Source organism: Priestia sp. VA7, from assembly GCF_055710015.1.
Map to the genome: position 1 here is coordinate 465,248 of NZ_JBVQPN010000001.1, position 22,583 is coordinate 487,830.

Below are 22,583 nucleotides of genomic sequence, written 5' to 3' on the forward strand. Positions count from 1 at the left end.
GTCTTTTTATATGTTTGCATTGCACACAGAAACAGCAGTGCAGCTATGTTTTTCGTCATCAGTCCCGATTAAAACCACATGGCAAGTCCCGCTAAAAGCGTAGATATTAACATGACAAGAAGCATTAAAAACACAATGGTTTTTTGGATTTTCTTATTAGACATACAACCAAAGTCCTCCTACACGTTTTTTTCTTATTTTACATGTCTTCCGCTGCTTAGACAAGCAACTTTCTGTAGATACGCGAGCAGGAGATTTCTTTTGTTTTCAAGAATATGTGTAAATGAAAACGCTTTTTTAAGAGGTGAGAAAGTGATAAAAGGAATTGACCACATAGGAATAGCTGTAAAATCAATTGAAGGCAGCCTCCCATTTTATGAAAAGGTATTAGGACTGTCTCTATTAAAAGTAGAAGAAGTAGAAGAACAAGGAGTAAAAGTTGCTTTTATTCAGTGCGGCAACGTAAAAATTGAATTATTAGAGCCACTCTTTGAAGACAGTGCGGTCGGCGCGTTTATCAAAAAGAGAGGTGAAGGTCTTCATCATGTTGCTTTAGGTGTGCGCACGATTGAAGAACGGATTAACGAGTTAAAGGAAAAGGGTGTACAAATGATTGACGATGTTCCGCGAAAAGGCGCAGGGGAAGCATCCATTGCTTTTTTGCATCCAAAATCAGCAAACGGTGTTCTTTATGAGCTCTGTGAAAAAACACTAGAGGAGGAGAAGAAACATGGTTGACATTTATGATAAATTAAATGAATTGTACGATAAGCGTCGGAAGATCGAGTTAGGCGGTGGAGACGAAAAAATTGAAAAACAGCACCATAAAGGAAAGCTAACGGCGCGCGAACGAATTGAAATTCTTTTGGACGAACATACATTTGTCGAATTAAATCCGTTTATTGAACATCGGTGTGCGGATTTCAGTATGAATAATCAAGTAGGACCAGGAGACGGGGTAGTAACAGGTTACGGCAAGATAAATGGTCGCTCAGTCTACTTGTTTTCGCAAGATTTTACAGTATTCGGAGGCGCGTTAGGTGAAATGCATGCTAAAAAAATTGCGCACGTAATGGACTTAGCGGCTAAAACAGGCGTGCCGTTTATTGGCTTAAATGATTCAGGCGGGGCTCGTATTCAAGAGGGCGTCATGTCTCTTGATGGATACGGTCATATTTTTTATCGAAATGCCATTTATTCGGGTGTGATGCCTCAAATATCTGTTATTATGGGTCCTTGTGCAGGCGGAGCCGTGTACTCACCGGCGATTACGGACTTTGTTTTTATGGTAGAAGAAACAAGTCAAATGTTCATTACAGGACCAAAAGTAATTGAAACGGTAACGGGAGAAAGCATTTCCTCTGAAAATCTTGGAGGAGCAGCTGTTCATAACGAAATTAGCGGTAATGCCCATTTTAGAGGTGCAACAGAACAAGAGGTGCTAGAACAAGTACGAACGCTCTTAAGCTATCTTCCTCAGTCTAGTCAAGAGCAGCCTCCTTTAGCCTCAAAAGCAGAGTCTGATCATTATCGTCCGGATTTATTAGACGTTGTCCCGTTTGATGCCGTGCGCCCTTACGATGTGCGTCAAGTTATTCAGCAAGTAGTGGACGAGCGCTCATTTTTTGAAGTGCAAAAAGACTTTGCAAGAAATATTGTCATTGGTTTTGCTCGCATAGATGGAAAAGTTGTCGGACTTGTGTGTAACCAGCCTAAAGTAATGGCAGGCAGTTTAGATATTAACTCCTCAGATAAAGCAGCAAGGTTTATTCGATTTTGCGATTCATTTAATATCCCACTTATTACATTTGAAGATGTTACAGGTTTTTTCCCAGGTATCAAGCAGGAACATGGCGGAATTATACGTCATGGTGCTAAAATTTTATATGCATACTCCGAAGCTACCGTTCCGAAAATCACAGTGATTTTGCGAAAGGCGTACGGAGGTGCATACGTAGCTTTAAATAGTAAATCGATTGGAGCGGACCTTGTGTATTCGTGGCCGAATGCAGAAATCGCTGTTATGGGTCCTCAAGGTGCTGCAAATATTATCTTTGCAAACGACATTCGAGGCAGTGAAAACCCAGATGAAACAAGACATGAAAAAATTGAACAGTATCGCGAGAAATTTGCTAATCCTTACGTAGCAGCAAGCGCTGGAATGGTGGATGATGTTATTGATCCTCGGGAAACACGAATAAAATTAATACAAGCGCTTGAAATGTTGCACAATAAAAAGGAAGAGCGTCCAGCAAAAAAACATGGTAACATACCATTGTAGGTTATTTTTGGAGGGATTACATATTATGATTAATGAACAACGAATCGTTGATTTATTTATTGAATTAGTACAAGTAGACTCAGAAACAAAGCATGAAGAAAAAATTGCTGTTGTACTAAAAGAAAAATTTACTGCATTAGGCGTCGAAGTAGTAGAAGATGATGCCAAAGAAAAAACCGGACACGGAGCCAACAACTTAATCTGCACACTGCCAGCTACAAAAGAAGGAGTAGACACAATCTACTTTACTTCTCATATGGATACAGTCGTACCTGGAAACGGTATTAAACCGTCTATTGAAGATGGCTATATTAAAAGTGACGGCACGACAATTCTTGGAGCGGATGATAAAGCAGGCTTAGCAGCAATGCTAGAAGCCATTACCGTATTAAAAGAAGAAAATATCGCGCACGGCAAAATTGAATTTATTATTACAGTAGGAGAAGAATCTGGCTTAGTGGGTGCTAAAGCTCTTGATTCTAGTCTCGTAACGGCAAAATTCGGCTATGCTTTAGATAGCGATGGCAAAGTGGGAGACATTATTGTTGCTGCGCCGACGCAAGCAAAAGTAAATGCAACAATTTATGGAAAAACAGCTCATGCGGGTGTAGCTCCTGAACGAGGCGTTTCTGCTATTACGATTGCTTCAAGAGCCATTTCTAAAATGCCGCTTGGACGTATTGATGAAGAGACTACAGCGAATATTGGACGTTTTGAAGGTGGAACGCAAACGAATATCGTGTGTGACCGCGTCGATATTTTAGCAGAAGCTCGTTCATTAATTCCAGAAAAAATGGAAGCACAAGTAGCGAAAATGAAAGAAGCGTTTGAAACAGCTGCACAAGAAATGGGCGGACGTGCAGAAGTTGATATTAAAGTGATGTATCCAGGCTTTAAATTCGGTGAGGGAGATCATGTTGTCGAAGTTGCTAAAAAAGCCGTGGCTAATATCGATCGTCCTTCACGCCTGCTTCAAAGCGGAGGCGGAAGCGATGCAAATGTAATCGCAGGCTTTGATATTCCAACAGTAAATTTAGCAGTTGGTTATGAAGACATTCATACAACAAATGAAAAAATTCCGGTAGAAGAACTGGTGAAGACATCTGAACTAGTAGTGTCGATTATTAAAGAAGTAGCAAAATAATAGTTGCAGCCTTGCTTTTATATAAAAGCAAGGCTTTTTACATAGTGAATAGTAAATAGTCTGAATTTTTTAACATAATGTATAATGAAGAAAAGACGGTCGTTTTGTACAATAAAGTTAGTAATACATTTTACCAAAGTAGAAGTTGAAAATAACGTATATAAAAAATATGTAAGCGCTTTCAATTTGAGCTTTATCAACAGATATCCTTGGGAGGTTGATGCAATGCGATCACAGGAAAGTTTGCAGTCCATCATTCAAAACTTTAATGAAGTAGAAAAAGGGTTGTCAAATAGAGAAGCAGTCGAAGAATCTAATCGATGTTTGTACTGTTATGATGCACCCTGTATTCAGGCATGCCCTACAGGAATTGACATCCCGACGTTTATTAAAAAAATTGCATCGGGCAATTTAAAAGGGTCTGCCGAAACGATTATGTCTTCTAATCCCGTAGGAGCAAGCTGTTCGAGAGTCTGTCCGACTGATGAACTTTGCGAAGGAGCGTGCGTGCTTAATCATTCAACTAAACCAATTATGATTGGAGATTTGCAGCGCTACGCCACGGATTGGGCTATTCAAAATGAACAGGTGCTGTTTGAAAAAGGAAAAGCAAACGGCAAAAAAGTAGCAATTGTTGGTGGAGGTCCGGCGGGTCTCTCTGCAGCAAGAGAACTGGCGCGATTTGGATATGATGTAACCATTTTTGAAGCGGAAAAACAAGCAGGAGGGTTAAATACATATGGAATCGTGTCGTTTCGTCTTCCTCAAGCGATTTCATTCTGGGAAGTTGAACAAGTAAAAAGATTAGATGTAAAAATTAAAACAAACGTAAGAATTGGAGAAGATATTCTTCCGAGCGAATTGCTGCAGTCGTATGACGCGGTTGTATTAGCTATTGGTATGAGCAAGGTGCCTTCCCTACATGTTGAAGGTGAAGAGCTAGACGGTGTGTATGATGCGATTGATTTTGTGAAAAAAACGAAGTCAGAAGCGTTATCAACAGAATTTGTGGGTAAGCGTGTTGCCGTCATTGGTGCGGGAAATACTGCGATTGATGGTGCTACATGTTCCGTGCGCTTGGGGGCTGAAAATGTTCAAATTTTATACCGTCGTACACGAGAAGAAATGACGGCTTATGATTTTGAATTTGAATTTGCAAAACAAGATGGTGTTGAATTCCGCTGGTTAACGGCTCCTATACGAATTATTGGAGATGAAAATGGTAAGGTGAGCGGGATTGAATGTGTAAAAATGACTCTAACAGATCCAGATGCAGACGGCCGAAGAAAGCCTGTTCCTGTTGAAGGTTCAACGTTTACCATTCCAGTCGATGCTGTTGTTAAAGCAATTGGTCAAGAACGGTACCTGTCTTTGATTCAACAATTTCAGCTGCATCATGAAGACGGAGTTGTCTTAATTAATCAAGAGACGTTTCAAACATCAAATCCAAAAGTATTTGCTTGCGGAGACGTTATTTTTGGTAAAGGGCAGGGAGAAGCAATGGTTGTGACCGCTGCTCAGCAAGGAAAACAAACGGCGTTAAATATTCATATGCAGTTAACAAAAGAAACAATGGAAACAGCTTAAAATCAGGAGGAGGAGAAATCTATGGCAGATTTAACAACAAATTTAGCAGGTATTCAATCACCAAATCCGTTTTGGCTGGCATCCGCACCGCCAACCAATTCAGGTTATCAAGTGCAGCGTGCATTTGAAGCAGGATGGGGAGGCGCAGTTTGGAAAACGCTTGGTGATCCGATTTTAAATGTTTCCTCTCGATTTGCTGCCGTTGGCTTCAACGGTCAGCGCGTAGCCGGCTTTAACAATATTGAGTTAATCACCGATCGTCCGCTTGAAGTTAATTTGAAGGAAATCTATGAAACGAAAAAGAAGTTTCCTAACCACGCAATTATTGCCTCTCTTATGGTAGAGCCTCAGCAAGAAAAATGGCATGAGATTGTCAAAAAAGTAGAAGACGTAGGAGTGGATGGACTAGAGCTGAACTTTGGCTGTCCGCATGGAATGGCAGAACGAGGGATGGGTGCTGCCTCTGGGCAAGTCCCTGATTTGGTTGAAAAACAAACGTATTGGGCTAAAGAAGTTGCTCAAACACCGGTCATTGTTAAATTAACTCCAAATATCACAGATATCACCGTTACAGCAGAAGCAGCGGTTCGAGGCGGTGCTGACGCTGTGAGCATGATTAACACTATTAATAGTTTAGCAGGAGTAGACATTCATTCATGGAATACGATTCCACACGTAGCAGGAAAAGGCGCTCACGGAGGTTATTGCGGCCCGGCTGTTAAGCCGATTGCATTAAACATGGTTGCTGAATGTGCGAGAAGTCCGTTTATTAACGTTCCAATATCAGGTATGGGAGGCGTTTCGAACTGGCAGGAAGCCGTCGAATTTATGCTCATGGGTGCTACAGGTGTGCAAGTATGTACAGCTGCAATGCATCACGGGTTCCGCATTGTAGAGGATATGATTCAAGGTCTCAATTATTATTTGGATGAAAGAGGAATTGAAAAAGTAAGTGATATTGTAGGGAAAGCCGTTTCAAAATATTCCGACTGGGGCAACTTAGATCTCAATTATAAAGTAGTGGCTCGCATCGATCCGGATACGTGTATTAACTGCAATAAATGTCATATTTCTTGTGAAGATACTTCTCACCAATGTATTGATATGCTGAAAGACCCTTCAGGAAAATCTTATTTAAAAGTAAGAGAAGAAGATTGTGTAGGCTGTAATTTATGTTCGATTGTATGTCCGGTGGATGGGGCTATATCCATGGTTGAATTACCGAATGAACAGCCTCCAATGACGTGGAATGAACGCCAAGCTGCTTTACAAGCGACGGCTGCACAGCGATTAGACGTATAAATACAAAGGGGATGAAGAAATGAAGAAAATCGTTAAAAATGGTGTGGTAGTCACAGCAACAGATACGTATAAAGCCGATATTTTAATTGAAAATGGAGTTATTTCGGCAATTGGCTCGGCATTTGAAGAGCAGGGTTGTGAAGTGATTGATGCAAAAGGCAACTATATATTTCCAGGAGGGATCGATCCTCATACTCATTTAGATATGCCGTTTGGAGGCACCGTTACAAAAGATGACTTTGAAACAGGTACAAGAGCAGCAGCTTTTGGAGGTACGACAACTGTTATTGATTTTTGCTTAACCAATAAAGGCGAACCGCTGCAAAAAGCGATCGGCACATGGCATGAAAAATCAAAAGGAAAAGCGGCTATCGATTATAGCTTTCATCTAATGATTGGAGAAATCACGGAAGATGTATTAAATGAGCTTCCTACGATTATTGAAAAAGAAGGAATTACTTCTTTTAAAGTATTCATGGCCTATAAAAATGTTTTTCAAGCAGACGATGCTACCCTTTATCAAACGCTAGTGCAAGCTAAAAAATTAGGGGCGCTTGTGATGGTACATGCTGAAAATGGAGATGTTATTGAGTATTTAACGGCAAAAGCACTAGAACAAGGACAAACCGATCCTATCTATCATGCACTGACTCGCCCTCCAGAAATAGAAGGAGAAGCTACGGGAAGAGCCGCGGTGCTAACGGAGCTGGCTGACTCACAGCTCTATGTTGTTCACGTGTCGTGCGCTGAAGCAGTTAAAAAGATTGCTGAAGCAAGGGAAAAAGGCGTAAATATCTGGGGCGAAACGTGTCCGCAGTATTTGATGCTTGACCAAACCTATTTAGAAAAACCGAATTTTGAAGGAGCAAAATACGTATGGTCGCCGCCTTTACGTGAAAAATGGAACCAAGATGTTTTGTGGAATGCTCTGCGTAATGGCGACTTGCAAACGATTGGATCAGACCAGTGTTCGTTTGATTTTAACGGTCAAAAAGATCTGGGAAAAGGAGATTTTACGAAAATTCCAAACGGAGGCCCTATTATCGAGGATCGCATGAGTATTTTATTTTCAGAAGGAGTAGTGAAGAAACGAATTAATATCAATCAGTTTGTAGATATAACATCAACAAAAATTGCTAAGCTGTTCGGACTGTACCCGAAAAAAGGAACAATAGCGGTTGGCGCAGACGCGGATCTGCTTATATTTGACCCTTCTGTTGAACGTACGATTTCAGCAAACACGCATCATATGGCAGTTGATTATAGCGCATTTGAGGGAATGAAAGTCACGGGTGAGCCGGTTTCAGTACTTTGCCGCGGGGAATTTGTCGTAAAAGATAAGCAGTTTGTCGGTCAAAAAGGCTACGGACAATTTACAAAACGAGCAAAGTTTAATGAGTTAAACACGGCTAACGAAGCTGAAAAATTAATGTTATAAAAACAGATGAAGAAATAGATCGGGGGCAGGGAAATGTCAAGTTACCATGAATATATGGCAGAGCGAGAAAAGATTGATTTTTTGCTGCAAAAAGGATTTAAAATAACAGCCGTAACGGAGAATCTAAGCGGGGCATTTGTGACGTTTGAACGCACCGAAAATAACCAAACCGAACAAGAAACCCTTCATATATTGACGGCGGATGCTAGAAAATATTTTTCATCCGTACTGATTCAACAAGTATAAAAACGGAGGCTGGGACAAAATTAATTTAGCTGAAGGAAGATCCGAACGGTGAATCGTTCGGATTTTTTTATTGGCAGGGTGAACGTAGGTTTCATATACGAAGGTGCTTCTAGCTGTTGATTGGAATTTTAATTATGTTTCAATCTCTTTATTTGTTTACTAATTCCTATAAGTTATTTACTATATTGGCTGACAAAAGTGATCCGTTTTTGTGTTTTTTTCGTTTTGGATGTGAAACAAAATAACTAGATATTATCCATTGACTGTATTACAGTTGTTACATTTCGTTTACATCGAAAGAGAAAAGGTTTAGTTATCTAGTAAATTGTAGTAAATATTATAGTAGAACGTTTTCAAACTAAATCTATTAAATACGAAAAGGGTGTGACACGGATGGATCAAGCTATGCAGTGTATGACACAGGAAGAAACAAAAATTATTGATAAATTAAAAATGGAAATGTTAAATGCAGTGTCACTACAAGATTTGCGTTTTTATAAAAAAGAAATTCACCGAATTAAAGAACAAGCGGTTAAACGCCAAGGTTTTTTTAATAAATTACAGCAAACAGCTCAGAAGCTGTAACGATCCATTATCGTTACAGCTTTTTTCGTTTCTTTCATTAAATATTTTATTTCTTCTAAATATTTAATATAATGTAAGAAGATATAGCTTTTGTTCTACACATATGCGAAATACGCGTTAATGATCCAGGAGACATGATGTGAAATTCGCTAGGGGCGGTGTTGACTTGAAATCATATTTAACAGTAACAGAGATTTTAACAAGGAAACATTTTGTAAACTGTGAAGTAATAGCTGGAGAGAGAGGGCTTACTAATTCTGTTAAGTGGGTGCACGTGATGGAAGTGACGCGCATTAATGAGCTGCTAAAAGGAAACGAGCTCATTTTATCAACAGGGGTAGGCTGGGGAGAAGATTCTCAATCTTGTTTATCATTTCTTCAGCAATTAATTTCTTGCAAGGCATCAGGACTGTGTATTGAACTTGGCACTTATACTTCTAAGATTCCGCAAATTGTAATTGATAAAGCGGACGAATGTGATTTTCCGATTATTTTATTTCACGAGGAAGTTCCGTTCGTTGAAATTACGCAAGATGTTCACTCGCTTTTAATTAATCAGCACTATCAAATGATTTCCGATTTAGAACAGTATTCTCATAGGCTAAATCAGCTGCTGTTAACAGTTAATGATCCGGCCCTCATCTTACAGTGTTTATATGAATCTACGGGGCTTCTTGTCGGCCTTAAAGTTTCAAATGAATTGATTACCTTTGCTCCTGAGATGGACTTGCTTAAACAGCAGCTCCTACTTCATTATATAAGCAGGGAAAATGAAAGTCTGCATTTTACTGAGCAGCCTATTCATTTATTAGGACAAGATTATGCTCAGCTATATGTTGCTTCTATAAATGAAGCGTTAACAGAACTTGAAGTGCTCACCGTTGACCGAACGGCGACTGCACTTGCTCAGCATTTTTTGAAGGACCTGTATGTCGAAGAGAAAAAAAGAGTAGATGAAACCGAATGGATGACAAAATGGATGAACGGAGAGTTAACTCTTGAACAAATAAAAGACTCTATGCACGAAGTGTGTTCAGATTCGCCTATTCGCGGAGGTGTCGTTGTTTGCTGTAAGTGGCAAAGGCGGGAGAAGTTTGATCGAACGTATTTTAAGCTGATCTTGAGAAGCATTTTTGAACAAGAAGGCTTTCACTTATTAGTCTCCGAGCGAAATCGCGAAGTATTATTTATTCTTTTGAACAAACGAATGGTTAGCACGTGGAGAGAGAGATTAGAAAACAGCCTTCATCGCTGGATGAATCAATATGAATCGGATGAAAATTCAAAGAGGAACGCCATTAGCTTTATCGGAATTGGCCAATACTGTGAACAGCTTGACTGCATGCATAAAAGCTATGAAACGGCTAAAGAAACGATTTCGATTCAAGAAATGCTACAAAAACAAACCATTATTCATTTTTATGATGATTTGCATATGTACCGGATTATTTCGCTTTTACATCAACATGAAGACTTACAGGAAGTGGTGTTTGAATATCTGCAGCCCGTTATTACATATGATGAAACGTATAATGCAAAACTTATGGAAACATTAAAAATTTATTTAGCATGCAACGGATCTAAACAAGAGACGGCTAAGCGTTTATACATTGTCCGGCAAACGCTGTATCACCGTATCGAAAAACTAGAAAAGCTGCTGGGTGAAGACTTTATGGAGCCGGAAAAACGACTGGCAATTGAGTTTATGATTATGGCATATGAATATTTGTTTATGATGAAAAAGTCGCGCGCGGAATTTATAAACGGATAAGTAAGCAGCTGGAAACAGCTGTTTTTTTATGTCGAGGCTGATTTTACTATATGTTCATTTTAGTTCATGCTTTCTCCGAGTTCACTGCGCAAAATGTGAAACGAGAATCTAGAGTTGTTTCACATTTTGTCTAATGCAACCACCATTTATTTATTCAATAATAAAGGTAGATTTGTCATTTCTTATTTTTTGAGGAGGCCAAGCGATATGTCAGTTGTGAATAATGATACGCAAGTTTTAAAAAATTACGTGGGCGGAAAATGGGTTGATACGGCAGGGGAAAAATTTGGAGAGGTAATTAATCCATCGACGGGCGAAGTCATTGCAAAAGTACCACTTTCTACAAAAGAAGACGTAGCCAATGCGGTGGAAACAGCTCAAAAAACATTTGAAACATGGCGTAACGTGCCTGCTCCAAAACGAGCAAGGTTAATGTTTGCGTTTCAGCATTTACTAGTTAAGCATCATGAAGAGTTAGCTAAATTAGTGGTACAAGAAAACGGCAAGGCTTTTAAAGAAGCTTACGGTGAAGTACAGCGCGGTATTGAATGCGTGGAGTTTGCCGCGGGTGCTCCTACTTTATTAATGGGGGAATCATTAAATAACATAGCGGAAGAAATTGATTCTGAGATGTTCCGTTTTCCACTGGGTGTCGTTGGCGGCATCACACCTTTTAACTTTCCGATGATGGTACCGCTTTGGATGTTCCCTCTTGCAATTGTATGTGGAAATGCGTTTGTATTAAAACCGTCTGAGCGAACGCCGCTTTTAGCAACGCGACTTGCTGAACTTTTTACAGAAGCAGGAGCACCGGATGGATTATTAAATATTGTGCACGGGGCACACGATGTTGTGAACGGATTAATAGAGCATGAAAAAGTTAAAGCGATTTCATTCGTCGGATCGCAGCCGGTAGCAAAATATGTTTATGAACAAGCTGCAGCTCAAGGGAAACGAGTTCAGGCTTTATCTGGAGCTAAAAATCATCATGTTGTGATGCCAGACTGCGATATGGATAAAGCAGTATCACATATTATCAGCTCGGCTTATGGAAGTGCCGGCCAGCGATGCATGGCGTGCAGCGCCGTGGTCGTGGTTGGTGAAAAAGGCGATGAATTCGTCGCAAAATTAAAGCAAAAAGCAGATGAATTAATTATGGGAAGCGGCTTTGATGATGAAGTGCTTCTAACGCCTGTGATTCGAAAAGAGCACCGTGATAAGGTGCTGGATTATATTGAACTGGGCATGAAAGAAGGGGCGGAACTCATTCGTGACGGACGTAAAGAAATGGATGAACATATGGAAGGCAATTTCTTAGGAGCAACAATTTTTGACCGCGTAACTCCTGATATGACCATTGCTAAAGAAGAGATTTTTGCACCTGTACTAAGCTTGCTTCGCGCTGACACATTAGATGAAGCACTTCGCTATATGGAAAAATCTCGTTTTGGAAATGGAGCAACGATTTATACAAAAGATGCAAAAGCGGTACGTCAATTTAGAGAAGAAGCAGATGCGGGTATGCTCGGTATTAACGTAGGAGTACCTGCTACAATGGCCTTCTTCCCATTCTCCGGTTGGAAAGACTCTTTTTACGGAGATTTGCATGTCAACGGCAAAGACGGTTTGAACTTCTTTACACGTAAAAAGATGGTTACATCACGCTTTGACTTTTAACATATAGATGAATATAGCAAGTGGCTTCGGCATTTTGTCGAAGTCTTTTCATACAGAAAAAAATACCGCGCTAGCGATTTGGGAGTGGATAAGATGGTACAGGTCAGTCAAAATGAAAAAGATCTGCGTGCAAAAGATGAGCAGTATGTATGGCATGGAATGAAACCATACAGTCCGGATGCAACGATGGTAGCTACAAAAGCAAAAGGTGCTTGGATTACAGATGAACAAGGAAATCGCTATTTAGATGCAATGGCAGGGCTTTGGTGTGTAAATACCGGGTATGGACGGGATGAATTAGCGCTCGCAGCCTATGAGCAGCTAAAAGAACTGGCTTATTTTCCACTCACTCAATCTCACGTACCTGCTATCAAACTGGCAGAGAAGCTAAATGAAATGTTAGGTGATGACTATGTTATTTTCTTTTCAAATAGCGGATCTGAAGCAAATGAAACGGCTTTTAAAATTGTGCGTCAGTACCATCAGCAAAAAGGAGAGCATTCTCGCTACAAATTTATTTCGCGTTACCGAGGGTATCACGGAAATTCAATGGGCGCACTAGCAGCAACGGGCCAAGCTCAGCGTAAATATAAATATGAACCGCTTGCCCCTGGCTTTATTCACGTTGCCCCGCCTGATTCGTACCGAGGGCAAGATGACTACGATGCACCCAAAGAACAGCTTCAATCTGTAAAAGATATTGACAATGTTATGACGTGGGAGCTAAGTGAAACGATTGCCGCTGTTATTATGGAGCCAATTATTACAGGAGGAGGAATTCTTTTACCGCCTCAAAATTATATGAAAGGCGTAAAAGAAACGTGTGAAAAACACGGTGCACTTTTAATTGCAGATGAAGTTATTTGCGGCTTTGGACGTACAGGAGAAGCCTTTGGTTTTATGAATTACGATGTAAAACCAGATATCATTACCATGGCAAAAGGAATTACAAGCGCATATCTTCCGCTCTCTGCAACTGCTGTTAAAAAAGAAATTTATGAAGCGTTCAAAGATAGCGATCAGTACGAGTATTTTCGCCATGTTAATACATTTGGAGGAAGCCCGGCTGCATGTGCACTGGCATTAAAGAATTTAGAAATTATGGAGAGAGAAAATCTTTTTGATCGTTCTAAACAGCTCGGAGCTTACGTATTAAGTGAGCTAACGCCGCTTATCGATAGCCACCCATACGTTGGAGACGTAAGAGGTAAAGGGCTTTTAATTGGAATTGAACTTGTAGCTGATAAACAAACGAAAGAACCGTTAGACGTTAATCTTGTAAATGAAGTGGTTGCTAAATGCAAAAGCAAAGGAGTCATTATTGGGAAAAATGGAGCAACGGTGGCCGGCTATAATAATGTTCTCACGCTCTCGCCGCCTCTCAACATTGAGGAAAGTGATATTGAGCTGTTATTAGCTACTATTACGTATGCGCTTGACAGCATCAAATAGGTAAGTTTGCAAAAAGCCTGTATAATATACTTACAGGCTTTTTGTGCGTATGAAGGAGGAAGTAGAAAATGGAATTGTTATTTTTAGGAACGGGTGCAGGAGTACCGGCGAAACAGCGGAATGTTTCATCTCTTGCGCTCGAACTTTTGCAAGAAAGAGGGGCGGTGTGGCTTTTTGATTGTGGAGAAGCAACTCAGCATCAAATTTTACATACAACCGTTAAACCGAGGCGAATTGAGAAAATTTTTATTACGCACCTTCACGGTGACCATATTTACGGATTGCCTGGACTCCTTGGAAGCCGTTCGTTTCAAGGCGGAGAATCGCTGCTTACTGTATACGGGCCAAAAGGAATTAAAGAATTTATTGAAGTCACGCTGGCTGTAAGTCAAACTCATCTGCAATATCCTCTAGAGATTGTTGAAATAGAAGAGGAAAGTGAAAGTGGAACGATTTTTGAAGATGAAACTTTTTCAGTGGAGTTTGGCAAACTTGAACATGGCATTTTATCTTATGGATATCGAGTTGTCGAAAAAGATTTGCCAGGATCACTGGACGTTCAACGTTTAAAAGAGATGAATATTCCCCCGGGGCCTCATTATCAGCAGTTAAAGGAAGGGAAAGAAGTAGTATTAAAAGATGGGCGTATAATCAATGGTCAAGAGTTTTTAGGAGAGCCTAAAAAAGGGAAGGTCATCACGGTTTTAGGAGATACAAGAAAGTGCATGCAAAGTGTTCAGCTTGCTATGCATGCAAGTGTTTTAGTCCATGAAGCTACTTTTTCAGCGGGAGACGAGGAGCTTGCTTACAACTATTTTCATTCTACTGCAAAAGAAGCCGCTGAAATCGCTAAAACAGCATCGGCTGAGCGTCTTATTTTATCTCATATTAGTTCGCGTTACCAAGGAGACGCAGTCAGCCGGCTAGCAGAAGGAGCAAAAGAAATTTTTCCAAATACCGACATAGCAGAAGACTTGAAACGGTTTACGATTTCATAAAAAAAGACGAGGGTATCCTCGTCTTTTTTTACCATCCGCGTTCGTACTGCACGGGTGCTGAAATTGTTTCATTTAGTTCTTTTGCCGCCGTGCGCGGGAAGTACGGATCACGCAGAAGTTCGCGCGCAACAAAAATTAAATCAGCGCGTTCGCTTTGTAAAATCTCTTCTGCTTGTCGTCCTGTTGTAATTAATCCAACTGCGCCTGTATCAATATTTGCCTGCTGCTTAATTTTATCTGCAAACGGCACTTGATAGCCAGGGTATACGTTGATTGGAGCGTGTACAAGAGCACCGGAACTAACATCAATTAAGTCGACGCCTTGTTCTTTCATCCATTTTGCAAATGCAACGTGATCATCGACTGTTAATCCGCCTTCTGTATAGTCAGAAGCAGAAACACGGACAAATAAAGGGCCGTCCCACTCTGTTTTCACAGCTTCAATAATTTCCTTTAAGAAACGATAGCGATTTTCTGCGCTGTCGCCATATTCGTCGCTGCGTTTATTGCTTAGCGGCGATAGAAATTGATGTACTAAATAACCGTGTGCAGCGTGAAGTTCGATAATATCAAACCCAGCTTCTTTTGAGCGTCGAGCGCTTTCTTTAAAGGCAGAAATCGTTTCATGAATTTGTTCTTTGGTCATTTCCACAGGTTTTTTACTTTTATCATCAAAAGCAATAGCGGAAGGAGCATAAATATCGCCTTCAACAGTTGCTTTACGTCCTGCATGTGCAAGTTGAATGGCCGTTTTTGCACCGTTTTCTTTTAGCTGTGTCACAAGTTTCGTTAATCCATCTCTTTGCTCATCATTCCAAATTCCCAAGTCTTGAGCTGAAATACGACCTTGTGGCACGACAGCTGAGGCTTCAACCATAATGAGACCTACTTGTCCAACCGCACGAGTTGTGTAGTGAACCATATGAAAGTCAGTTATTACGCCGTCTTCCTTTTCGCATGAATACATACACATTGGTGACATCACAATTCGGTTTTTTAATGTTACATCTTTCACTGTATAAGGTGAAAATAGTTTTGTTGTCATTCGGTTTAACCTCCAATTATTTCGATACTCTAAACAAAAGTTATTATATCACCGCATTGAATTTTCTTTCACATAATCTGCTTATCCATTTTTAATCATAAAAAAACCTCTTTCTTTTTTTAGAAAGAGGTGAACCTTTACGAACGTTTACTCGAGATTTTTTCGTCAATCGTATCTCCTAAATATTTGGAGCGAATTGTAGCTTGTTCAATACACTGCATCATGGCTTCTTGGAAGTTATGAGAAATAAGCTGTTCGATTCCTGCTTCTGTTGTGCCGCCCGGACTCATCACTTCTTTTCGAAGTACGGCTGGCGTTTTAGGTGACTGTTTCAGCATTTCTGCAGCACCGATAAGAGTTTGAAGAATTAGTTCATTTGACACTGACGTATCCAAGCCTTGTTTTTCAGCTGCTTTTTCCATTGCTTCTACTAGATAGTAGACATACGCTGGGCCGCTTCCAGATAGTCCTGTTACAGCGTGAAGCTGCTCTTCCTCTACAGTTGTAACCGTACCAATCGTTTCAAATAAAGCAGTAGTAACGTTCATATGCTCTGCTGTAGCAAACTTGCCGGGTGCAATGGCTGTAGCCGATAATCCAATAGAGGCCGATGTATTTGGCATAGCTCTTACAACCGCTACTTCTTGGTCAAACAAGTTTACAATTGTGGCAGTCGATACACCTGCTAAAACAGAGAGAACGAGGTGGTGCGGACGAATATAGGACTTAATCGTATCAATGCTTTCCGCTACGTCTTTTGGTTTAATAGCAAGCACGACGATATCGCTTTTTTCGATTAACAAGGCATGATTACGCGTAATGTTAATTTCATAGGCGTTTCGAAGTTCGTGAAGTCTTTTATCGTTGCTATGATTTGTTACGGTGATTTGATTGGGGCGAAGCTTTTTATCTGACAGCAGCCCTGAGATCATAGCTTCAGCCATTGATCCAGCTCCAATAAAGGCGATGTTTAAATCCGTTTTCATTAAAAGTTCCTCCAGTCATTTGCTATCCAATGAAAACAGATACTGAGATTTCAGTATCTGTTAAAGGTTTGTGTTTGTGTATCTCTTCTTTATAAAATGCATAGTTATCTAAAGATATGAATAAAACTTCACTATATTTCTGTCATTATGCAATGAAAAAGAGAAGGATGTCAATGTAATTTTCAGAAAACGAATGCAATTGTATAAATAACAGGAAAAATCGTGTAAACTTAAAAGAAAATGCGATGGTAAAGGAGCAAAAATACAGATGAATGAGCAATTATATAAAATTGTGCTGCCTACTCCTTTTGCGGTAGGAGATGTGAATGTTTTTGTTATAAAAGGTCAGACCGTTACGTTAATCGATGCTGGTATTAAAACGGAGGCGGCGTGGTCTGTATTTAAAGAAAAGCTTAATGAAATAGGATTAAAACCAGATGATATTAAGCAAGTTGTCCTAACTCATCACCATCCTGATCACGTAGGAATGCTTGATTTTTTTGATAAAGATATCGCCATAGTCGGTCATGCAAAAAATCAGCCTTGGATCTCCCAAAATCCAGATTTTTTTGAGTGGTACGATGCGTTTTTTGAAGACCACTTTATGAAAGCCGGCGTAGATGAAAGGTTTCGCCCTTATTTAAAACGTTTAAAAGCATCAATGAAGTATTCATGTCATCGTTCTCTTACAACTTCTGTGCAGGAAGGAGATTACATTCCGGACCTAGAGAGTTGGAAAGTACTTGAAGTACCAGGTCATGCTCAAAGCCATATTGCATTATACAATGAAAGAACAGCGGTTATGATTGGAGGAGATTTACTGTTAAAGCATATTTCATCTAATCCGCTCATTGAACCTCCTATGAAACCAAGCGGCGAGCGACCTAAAACGCTTCTTCAATATAATCATTCCTTAAGACGTCTGCTTGATTTAGAGATAAACTGTATCTATACAGGTCATGGAGATGAAGTGTTACATGTTCGCGAACTTGTACAAGAGCGGTTACAAAAGCAAAGCGACCGAGCGGATAAAGTGCTTGGCATGATAAAAGAACGTCCTCAAACAGCGTTTGATATTTGCAAACAGCTCTTTCCTACTATTTATGAAAAAGAACTAGGGCTAACTCTTTCTGAAACAATTGGTCAGCTCGATTTTTTAGAAGATGCCAATAAAATCAGTACACATGAAAAAGAAAGTACGCTTATTTATTCTGTGTGCTCTTAACTTATAAAAAAGGTGTGTTATATTTGAAATCCTCGTTAAAGAACCAACATGTCGTGATTACAGGCGCTTCAGGAGGTCTTGGAGAGCATTTAGCTTATGAAGTGGCCAAAAGAGGGGGCGTCCCCGTTTTACTTGCACGTACAGAAGAAAAGCTGCACCGAGTAGCCGAGCAAATTAGTCAAAAATATGGGATTACCTCTTACATATACAAAGCTGACGTAGCGAACGTAGAGGAAGTCAATAGAGTCGTTCAGAAAATGATGAGTGAAATTAAGCGTGTTGATGTCCTGATTAATAATGCAGGCTTTGGTGTATTTGAAGAAGTGAAAGAAGCATCGATTAAGACAATTGCCTCAATGTTTCAAGTCAATGTTATTGGATTGATTGCATGTACACAAGAAATTTTAGCTTATATGCTAAAAGAAAACAAAGGACATATTATTAACATTGCTTCTCAAGCAGGCAAACTTGCGACACCTAAATCCAGTGGCTATTCAGCTTCTAAACATGCCGTGCTAGGGTTTACCAACAGCCTGCGAATGGAATTAGCGAAAACAGATATCTATGTAACGGCAGTGAATCCAGGTCCTATTCAAACCAACTTCTTTTCAATAGCAGATCAATCAGGAAACTATGAAAAAAGTGTAGAAAAGTTTATGTTAACCCCTCAGTACGTAGCTGAAAAAACGGTCAATATTATTGGGAAACCAAAACGAGAAGTCAACTTGCCTAAGTGGATGAATATAGGCTCGAAGATGTATCAGCTTGCCCCGGGGCTCGTAGAGAAATTGGCAGGGGATGCGTTTAATAGAAAATAACCTGTGCTTTAACCACAGGTTATCAATGTTTTTCGTTAATGGTTTCGTTCAGTAAGGCTGTATTTCTATGAATTTACTGCTCGTCTAAAATTTTTGCAGCGCGCACACAAGAGTCAAATTTTCCTTTATGATTTCCGTCGCAAAAGGGCATCTTTTGCGACTGGCCACATCGGCATAGTGAAAATGTCGGCTTTGTTTCAAATTTGTTGCCGTCTGCATCAATTAATTCAACGTCTCCAGTGACACGGAAAGAGCCGTTATCCATTACTTTAATTTGTACTTTTGACATAAAAAAACCTCCTTTTTGTACACATCTATATGAAGCGCCAGAGTTTAATGAAAGCGAGATGTGTATTATACTCATTATATAAGCAATTTTCGTTTGTTTATACAATTAGTTTAAAAGGAGTTAAAGGAAAATGAATATTACCTTTACTGATAAAGCGATAGCAAAAGTACAAGAAAAGTACGGGAAAGATTCTTCACTATATTTAAAATTAAAATACGATACAGATGGATGCGGCTGTGTTGTGAGCGGTGTAACGACGCTATGGATTGTTGATGAAAAAGAGAGCGATGATGTAATCATTGAGACGAATTTTGTTCCTGTTCTTGTCGAAAAAACAAAGCAAGTATTTTTAGATGATAATATGACGATTGACTACAATGAAAGTGCCTATGCGTTTATGCTAAAATGTCCTTCTCAAATTTTAAATCCGCGCATGTCATTTATCGATAAAACAAAAGAAGCGCTTTAAAGCGCTTCTTTTTGTATTTTTTCTAAAAATGATTCAATAACTTGTTCATATTCCTCTGGATTATCAGCATACGAGCGGGCATGAGTGCCTACAGGTGCTAAATACATCCGTTTTGCTCCCATTTTTTTGGCATGCAGCTGCTCCGTCATTTTAGGAAGAATATAGTCATCTTCTTTACTATGGATAAACAGAACAGGATGTTTGATTTGATCTACGACTGAAATAGGTGATACGTCTTTAAATGAGTAGCCTTCTCGCCATTTTAAAATAATATTAGCTGCTGGCATCACAAGCTGTTTTGGTAAGTGGAAATCTTGTTTTAAGCGATAGGCAAGAAGTTCTTCTAAGTCAGAAAAAGGGCAGTCGACAATATAAAAATCAGCTCCGTCTTCCATTCCAGCATACAAAAGAGTGGTCGCAGCTCCCATAGATTCCCCGTGAATCCCGAGGGAAATAGTTGAACCGAATTGTTCTTTTACCCAGTGAACAACGGATTGAAGGTCCAGTTTTTCATAATAGCCGTAGCTCGTTGTTTTCCCTTCAGACTTGCCGTGGCGGCGATGATCATAAAGAACGACGTTCCATCCAAGCTTTAGAAAAAGCCGAGCATATTTCATAGAGTTCAGTGAATGAACTGTAACTCCGTGCGAAAGAATCATAAATCGGTTGTTTTCGTATTGTTTAATAACGGTCCCAGCTATGTTATAGCCTAGAGAAGAAGGAAGCACAAATGCTTCTTTAGGAAGAGTGCTATAGACTTTCTCATCATAAAAGCCATCTTCCGTATCGCGGTCAATAATAACTTTGTCGGTCTTTTTACGGATGTACATCATTTGATTTGTAAAAAAGATGCCAAGAGCGGCAAATGCTCCGAAAACACTTCCTATTAATAATAGCCATTTTTTCATGATTAGCGGCTCCTTTTGTTAATATAGCTATTATTTATTATAGCATCGCTCTCATAAAAACCTAATTTTTAACGCTGTGCAAATAAAGAGTATTGCTTGCTTTCAATCGGTCTTGAAATGTGAGGAGCGATAAAAGCGACCGCTTCGAGCAGCTTTTCTTCATTAATAGAAGTGGAAATATCCATTTCATGAAGCATAAAGACGAGATCTTCCGTAGCTACGTTTCCCGTTGCTCCCTTAGCGAATGGACATCCACCTAACCCCCCAGCGGATGAATCGAACCTGTTAATACCGGCTTGCAGAGCTGCATAGATATTTGCAATGGCTAATCCTCTCGTATCGTGAAAGTGCGCAGCAAGTAGCGTGTGGGGAAAGTTTTGTTTTAATTTCGAGAAAAGTGAAAATACATCTTTAGGGTTTGCCATGCCAATTGTATCAGCAACGCTTAGCTCATTCACTCCAGCCTCCACAAAGCTTTCGCAAAGGGCCAGCACGTCGCGTTCATGTATTTTTCCTTCATACGGGCAATAAAAGGCGGTGGAAATGCAAGTTCGAATAAAACATTCTTGCTGCTTGAGCTGCTGAATGAGAGGAAGCAGCGTTTGTACAGCTTCTTTGGTGTTTTTGTTAATATTTTTTTGATTAAAGGTATTGCTTACGCCAATAAACAGCGCAACGGAGCGGCAATTAGCTTGCAGTGCTTTTTCCAAGCCTTTTTGGTTCGGCACAAGCACAATGTTTCGACATGTATCAGGCTGAAATGTATCTGCAACAGTAGAAGCATCTTTCATTTGAGGAACCCATTTTGGAGAAACAAAGGATGTAATTTCGATTTCGGATAGTCCAGCTTCTTTTAATTTTTTGATAAAATTAATTTTTTTTTCAGTTGGAACAAAATTTTTTTCATTTTGAAGGCCATCTCGTGGACCAACTTCTATAATTGTTACTTTTTCAGGAAATCCCATAAACCGCTCTCCTCCTACATTGTAAACGCTTACTAATATTTATTTTAATTCTAAAAAATTAAAATTCAATAAAAATTATAAATTTTTACAAAAAAAGAGGAATTTCGCAAGCGATGTCGAAATTAATACAGGTGACAGTTAATCACAGTAATCAAACAGTAAGGAGAGGTTTTCGACATGGGTCAAACAGAAGTAGTCATTGTAAGCGCTGTACGTACAGCAATCGGCAGCTTTGGGGGAAGCTTACAAAATGTATCCGCAACAACTTTAGGTGGTACTGTAATTAAAGAAGCTTTAAACAAAGCAGGGGTATCAGCAAACGAAGTAGATGAAGTTATTATGGGAAATGTCTTACAAGCAGGTTTAGGACAAAATCCAGCACGACAAGCAACTTTAGCAGCAGGTTTACCTGAAACTGTTTCAGCATTAACCATCAATAAAGTATGCGGATCAGGACTAAAAGCAGTACATCTCGCTACACAAGCGATTCTTGCTGGGGATGCTGATGTGATTGTTGCTGGTGGAATGGAAAACATGAGCCAAGCACCATACTTATTAAAAAATGCACGCAACGGGTTTAAAATGGGCGACCAAAAAGTAGTTGACAGCATGATTCAAGATGGATTATGGTGTGCATTTAATGACTACCATATGGGCGTTACAGCTGAAAATCTGTGTGATAAATATGAAATTACTCGTGACGAACAAGATGCGTTTGCAGCTTCAAGTCAGCAAAAAGCAGAAGCAGCTATTCAATCTGGTCGTTTTAAAGATGAAATCGTGCCAGTAGAAGTGCCTGGAAGAAAAGGTCAAGTAACTATTTTTGAACAAGATGAGTTCCCGCGCGCAGGCACAACGGCTGAAAGCTTAGGGAAACTACGTCCAGCCTTCAAAAAAGACGGTTCTGTAACAGCTGGTAATGCATCTGGTATCAATGACGGTGCAGCGGCAGTAGTGGTAATGAGCCGTAAAAAAGCAGACGAGTTAGGCCTAACACCATTAGTGTCAATTAAAAGTAATGCAACTGCCGGAGTAGACCCAAGCATTATGGGAATCGGTCCTGTAAGCGCAGTGAAAAAGGCGCTGGAAAAAGCTGCTGTTTCATTAGAAGATGTTCAATTAGTAGAAGCGAACGAAGCATTCGCTGCACAGTCAATCGCTGTGGATCGTGAACTTCAATTTAATCATGATATTTTAAATGTAAACGGTGGAGCAATTGCGCTTGGACATCCTATTGGTGCAAGTGGTACACGTGTCCTAGTTTCACTTATTCATGAAATGCAAAAACGCGACGCAAAACTTGGGTTAGCAACGTTATGTATTGGCGGAGGCCAAGGCGTTGCAACAATCGTTGAACGTCCTTAATTTGATATAGTTTTAACAAACATTAAAGCTAT

Annotated in this window: 22 protein-coding genes; 16 read left to right on the plus strand and 6 right to left on the minus strand. The window is 39.8% G+C overall.

Annotated elements, in window-relative coordinates; genetic code table 11:
- Positions 1-68: 68 nt before the first annotated feature.
- Positions 69-164, minus strand: coding sequence for a stressosome-associated protein Prli42 (gene prli42 / locus AC0C45_RS02470; RefSeq protein WP_149917156.1), 96 nt, complete (start codon positions 162-164; stop codon positions 69-71).
- Positions 165-312: 148 nt separating this feature from the next.
- On the opposite strand from prli42, the gene mce reads away from it, so the two are divergent.
- The 12 genes from mce (at position 313) to rnz (ending at position 14,481) form a co-directional block, all read left to right on the plus strand.
- Positions 313-738 carry a methylmalonyl-CoA epimerase gene (gene mce / locus AC0C45_RS02475; RefSeq protein WP_028411573.1) on the plus strand — a complete coding sequence of 142 codons (426 nt, stop codon included), beginning with the start codon at positions 313-315 and terminating at the stop codon, positions 736-738.
- Positions 731-2,281 carry an acyl-CoA carboxylase subunit beta gene (locus tag AC0C45_RS02480; protein ID WP_028411572.1) on the plus strand — a complete coding sequence of 517 codons (1,551 nt, stop codon included), beginning with the start codon at positions 731-733 and terminating at the stop codon, positions 2,279-2,281. The genes mce and AC0C45_RS02480 overlap by 8 nt, the downstream gene beginning before the upstream one ends.
- 25 nt (positions 2,282-2,306) lie before the next feature.
- Positions 2,307-3,425 (plus strand): tripeptidase T, encoded by a 1,119-nt coding sequence (locus AC0C45_RS02485; protein WP_050688173.1) that lies wholly within the window; start codon positions 2,307-2,309, stop codon positions 3,423-3,425.
- A gap of 225 nt (positions 3,426-3,650) precedes the next feature.
- Entirely contained in the window at positions 3,651-5,012 is a 1,362-nt protein-coding gene (locus AC0C45_RS02490; protein WP_237892947.1) for an NAD(P)-dependent oxidoreductase, read from the plus strand.
- A 21-nt stretch (positions 5,013-5,033) separates the two neighbouring features.
- Entirely contained in the window at positions 5,034-6,314 is a 1,281-nt protein-coding gene (gene preA, locus AC0C45_RS02495; protein WP_013084960.1) for an NAD-dependent dihydropyrimidine dehydrogenase subunit PreA, read from the plus strand.
- Positions 6,315-6,333: 19 nt separating this feature from the next.
- Positions 6,334-7,752, plus strand: a complete 1,419-nt coding sequence (gene hydA, locus AC0C45_RS02500) for a dihydropyrimidinase (RefSeq protein WP_016765522.1) — start codon at positions 6,334-6,336, stop codon at positions 7,750-7,752.
- Between the two features lie 33 nt (positions 7,753-7,785).
- The gene (locus AC0C45_RS02505) at positions 7,786-7,998 is read left to right on the plus strand and encodes a hypothetical protein (RefSeq protein ID WP_013084958.1); all 213 of its coding nucleotides are present in this window, start codon (positions 7,786-7,788) and stop codon (positions 7,996-7,998) included.
- 393 nt (positions 7,999-8,391) lie between these two features.
- On the plus strand, positions 8,392-8,583 hold the full coding sequence (locus tag AC0C45_RS02510) for a hypothetical protein (RefSeq protein WP_013084957.1): 192 nt from the start codon (positions 8,392-8,394) through the stop codon (positions 8,581-8,583).
- A gap of 139 nt (positions 8,584-8,722) precedes the next feature.
- Positions 8,723-10,354 carry a PucR family transcriptional regulator gene (locus tag AC0C45_RS02515; protein WP_237892943.1) on the plus strand — a complete coding sequence of 544 codons (1,632 nt, stop codon included), beginning with the start codon at positions 8,723-8,725 and terminating at the stop codon, positions 10,352-10,354.
- Positions 10,355-10,561: 207 nt separating this feature from the next.
- Positions 10,562-12,031, plus strand: a complete 1,470-nt coding sequence (locus AC0C45_RS02520; protein WP_034648986.1) for a CoA-acylating methylmalonate-semialdehyde dehydrogenase — start codon at positions 10,562-10,564, stop codon at positions 12,029-12,031.
- Between the two features lie 93 nt (positions 12,032-12,124).
- The gene (locus AC0C45_RS02525; protein ID WP_034648988.1) at positions 12,125-13,483 is read left to right on the plus strand and encodes an aspartate aminotransferase family protein; all 1,359 of its coding nucleotides are present in this window, start codon (positions 12,125-12,127) and stop codon (positions 13,481-13,483) included.
- Between the two features lie 68 nt (positions 13,484-13,551).
- Entirely contained in the window at positions 13,552-14,481 is a 930-nt protein-coding gene (gene rnz, locus AC0C45_RS02530; RefSeq protein WP_034648991.1) for a ribonuclease Z, read from the plus strand.
- 28 nt (positions 14,482-14,509) lie between these two features.
- On the opposite strand, the gene namA is transcribed toward rnz, so the two are convergent.
- A complete protein-coding gene (namA, locus tag AC0C45_RS02535; protein WP_047932146.1) occupies positions 14,510-15,526 on the minus strand; it encodes an NADPH dehydrogenase NamA in 1,017 nt (338 codons plus the stop codon).
- A gap of 137 nt (positions 15,527-15,663) precedes the next feature.
- Complete coding sequence (gene proI / locus AC0C45_RS02540; RefSeq protein WP_013059097.1) at positions 15,664-16,512, minus strand: pyrroline-5-carboxylate reductase ProI; 849 nt, start codon at positions 16,510-16,512, stop codon at positions 15,664-15,666.
- A 268-nt stretch (positions 16,513-16,780) separates the two neighbouring features.
- Between proI and AC0C45_RS02545 the strand changes: the two genes are divergently transcribed.
- Together AC0C45_RS02545 and AC0C45_RS02550 are read left to right on the plus strand one after the other, a co-directional pair.
- Positions 16,781-17,737 (plus strand): MBL fold metallo-hydrolase, encoded by a 957-nt coding sequence (locus tag AC0C45_RS02545; RefSeq protein ID WP_237892941.1) that lies wholly within the window; start codon positions 16,781-16,783, stop codon positions 17,735-17,737.
- A gap of 23 nt (positions 17,738-17,760) precedes the next feature.
- Positions 17,761-18,555 (plus strand): SDR family NAD(P)-dependent oxidoreductase, encoded by a 795-nt coding sequence (locus AC0C45_RS02550; protein WP_034648997.1) that lies wholly within the window; start codon positions 17,761-17,763, stop codon positions 18,553-18,555.
- Positions 18,556-18,628: 73 nt separating this feature from the next.
- Here AC0C45_RS02550 and AC0C45_RS02555 read toward each other — a convergent pair whose 3' ends face one another.
- A complete protein-coding gene (locus AC0C45_RS02555) occupies positions 18,629-18,844 on the minus strand; it encodes a CDGSH iron-sulfur domain-containing protein (protein ID WP_013059094.1) in 216 nt (71 codons plus the stop codon).
- 130 nt (positions 18,845-18,974) lie between these two features.
- Here AC0C45_RS02555 and AC0C45_RS02560 point away from each other — a divergent pair, with 130 nt between their 5' ends.
- Positions 18,975-19,313 (plus strand): iron-sulfur cluster biosynthesis family protein, encoded by a 339-nt coding sequence (locus tag AC0C45_RS02560; RefSeq protein WP_013084949.1) that lies wholly within the window; start codon positions 18,975-18,977, stop codon positions 19,311-19,313.
- Here AC0C45_RS02560 and AC0C45_RS02565 read toward each other — a convergent pair.
- Positions 19,310-20,221, minus strand: a complete 912-nt coding sequence (locus AC0C45_RS02565) for an alpha/beta hydrolase (RefSeq protein ID WP_034649000.1) — start codon at positions 20,219-20,221, stop codon at positions 19,310-19,312. The genes AC0C45_RS02560 and AC0C45_RS02565 overlap by 4 nt on opposite strands.
- Positions 20,222-20,289: 68 nt before the next feature.
- On the minus strand, positions 20,290-21,186 hold the full coding sequence (locus AC0C45_RS02570; protein WP_016765512.1) for a hydroxymethylglutaryl-CoA lyase: 897 nt from the start codon (positions 21,184-21,186) through the stop codon (positions 20,290-20,292).
- 177 nt (positions 21,187-21,363) lie between these two features.
- On the opposite strand from AC0C45_RS02570, the gene AC0C45_RS02575 reads away from it, so the two are divergent.
- Positions 21,364-22,551: an acetyl-CoA C-acetyltransferase gene (locus AC0C45_RS02575; protein WP_013084946.1), complete on the plus strand. Its 1,188-nt coding sequence runs from the start codon at positions 21,364-21,366 to the stop codon at positions 22,549-22,551.
- Positions 22,552-22,583: the final 32 nt, after the last annotated feature.

Bases quoted from the DNA above. Each gene is read 5' to 3' on its own strand.
- prli42 (WP_149917156.1), bottom strand. From the start codon at position 164: ATGTCTAATAAGAAAATCCAAAAAACCATTGTGTTTTTAATGCTTCTT.
- AC0C45_RS02480 (WP_028411572.1), top strand. From the start codon at position 731: ATGGTTGACATTTATGATAAATTAAATGAATTGTACGATAAGCGTCGG.
- AC0C45_RS02485 (WP_050688173.1), top strand. From the start codon at position 2,307: ATGATTAATGAACAACGAATCGTTGATTTATTTATTGAATTAGTACAA.
- AC0C45_RS02490 (WP_237892947.1), top strand. From the start codon at position 3,651: ATGCGATCACAGGAAAGTTTGCAGTCCATCATTCAAAACTTTAATGAA.
- preA (WP_013084960.1), top strand. From the start codon at position 5,034: ATGGCAGATTTAACAACAAATTTAGCAGGTATTCAATCACCAAATCCG.
- hydA (WP_016765522.1), top strand. From the start codon at position 6,334: ATGAAGAAAATCGTTAAAAATGGTGTGGTAGTCACAGCAACAGATACG.
- AC0C45_RS02505 (WP_013084958.1), top strand. From the start codon at position 7,786: ATGTCAAGTTACCATGAATATATGGCAGAGCGAGAAAAGATTGATTTT.
- AC0C45_RS02510 (WP_013084957.1), top strand. From the start codon at position 8,392: ATGGATCAAGCTATGCAGTGTATGACACAGGAAGAAACAAAAATTATT.
- AC0C45_RS02520 (WP_034648986.1), top strand. From the start codon at position 10,562: ATGTCAGTTGTGAATAATGATACGCAAGTTTTAAAAAATTACGTGGGC.
- AC0C45_RS02525 (WP_034648988.1), top strand. From the start codon at position 12,125: ATGGTACAGGTCAGTCAAAATGAAAAAGATCTGCGTGCAAAAGATGAG.
- rnz (WP_034648991.1), top strand. From the start codon at position 13,552: ATGGAATTGTTATTTTTAGGAACGGGTGCAGGAGTACCGGCGAAACAG.
- namA (WP_047932146.1), bottom strand. From the start codon at position 15,526: ATGACAACAAAACTATTTTCACCTTATACAGTGAAAGATGTAACATTA.
- proI (WP_013059097.1), bottom strand. From the start codon at position 16,512: ATGAAAACGGATTTAAACATCGCCTTTATTGGAGCTGGATCAATGGCT.
- AC0C45_RS02545 (WP_237892941.1), top strand. From the start codon at position 16,781: ATGAATGAGCAATTATATAAAATTGTGCTGCCTACTCCTTTTGCGGTA.
- AC0C45_RS02555 (WP_013059094.1), bottom strand. From the start codon at position 18,844: ATGTCAAAAGTACAAATTAAAGTAATGGATAACGGCTCTTTCCGTGTC.
- AC0C45_RS02560 (WP_013084949.1), top strand. From the start codon at position 18,975: ATGAATATTACCTTTACTGATAAAGCGATAGCAAAAGTACAAGAAAAG.
- AC0C45_RS02565 (WP_034649000.1), bottom strand. From the start codon at position 20,221: ATGAAAAAATGGCTATTATTAATAGGAAGTGTTTTCGGAGCATTTGCC.
- AC0C45_RS02570 (WP_016765512.1), bottom strand. From the start codon at position 21,186: ATGGGATTTCCTGAAAAAGTAACAATTATAGAAGTTGGTCCACGAGAT.
- AC0C45_RS02575 (WP_013084946.1), top strand. From the start codon at position 21,364: ATGGGTCAAACAGAAGTAGTCATTGTAAGCGCTGTACGTACAGCAATC.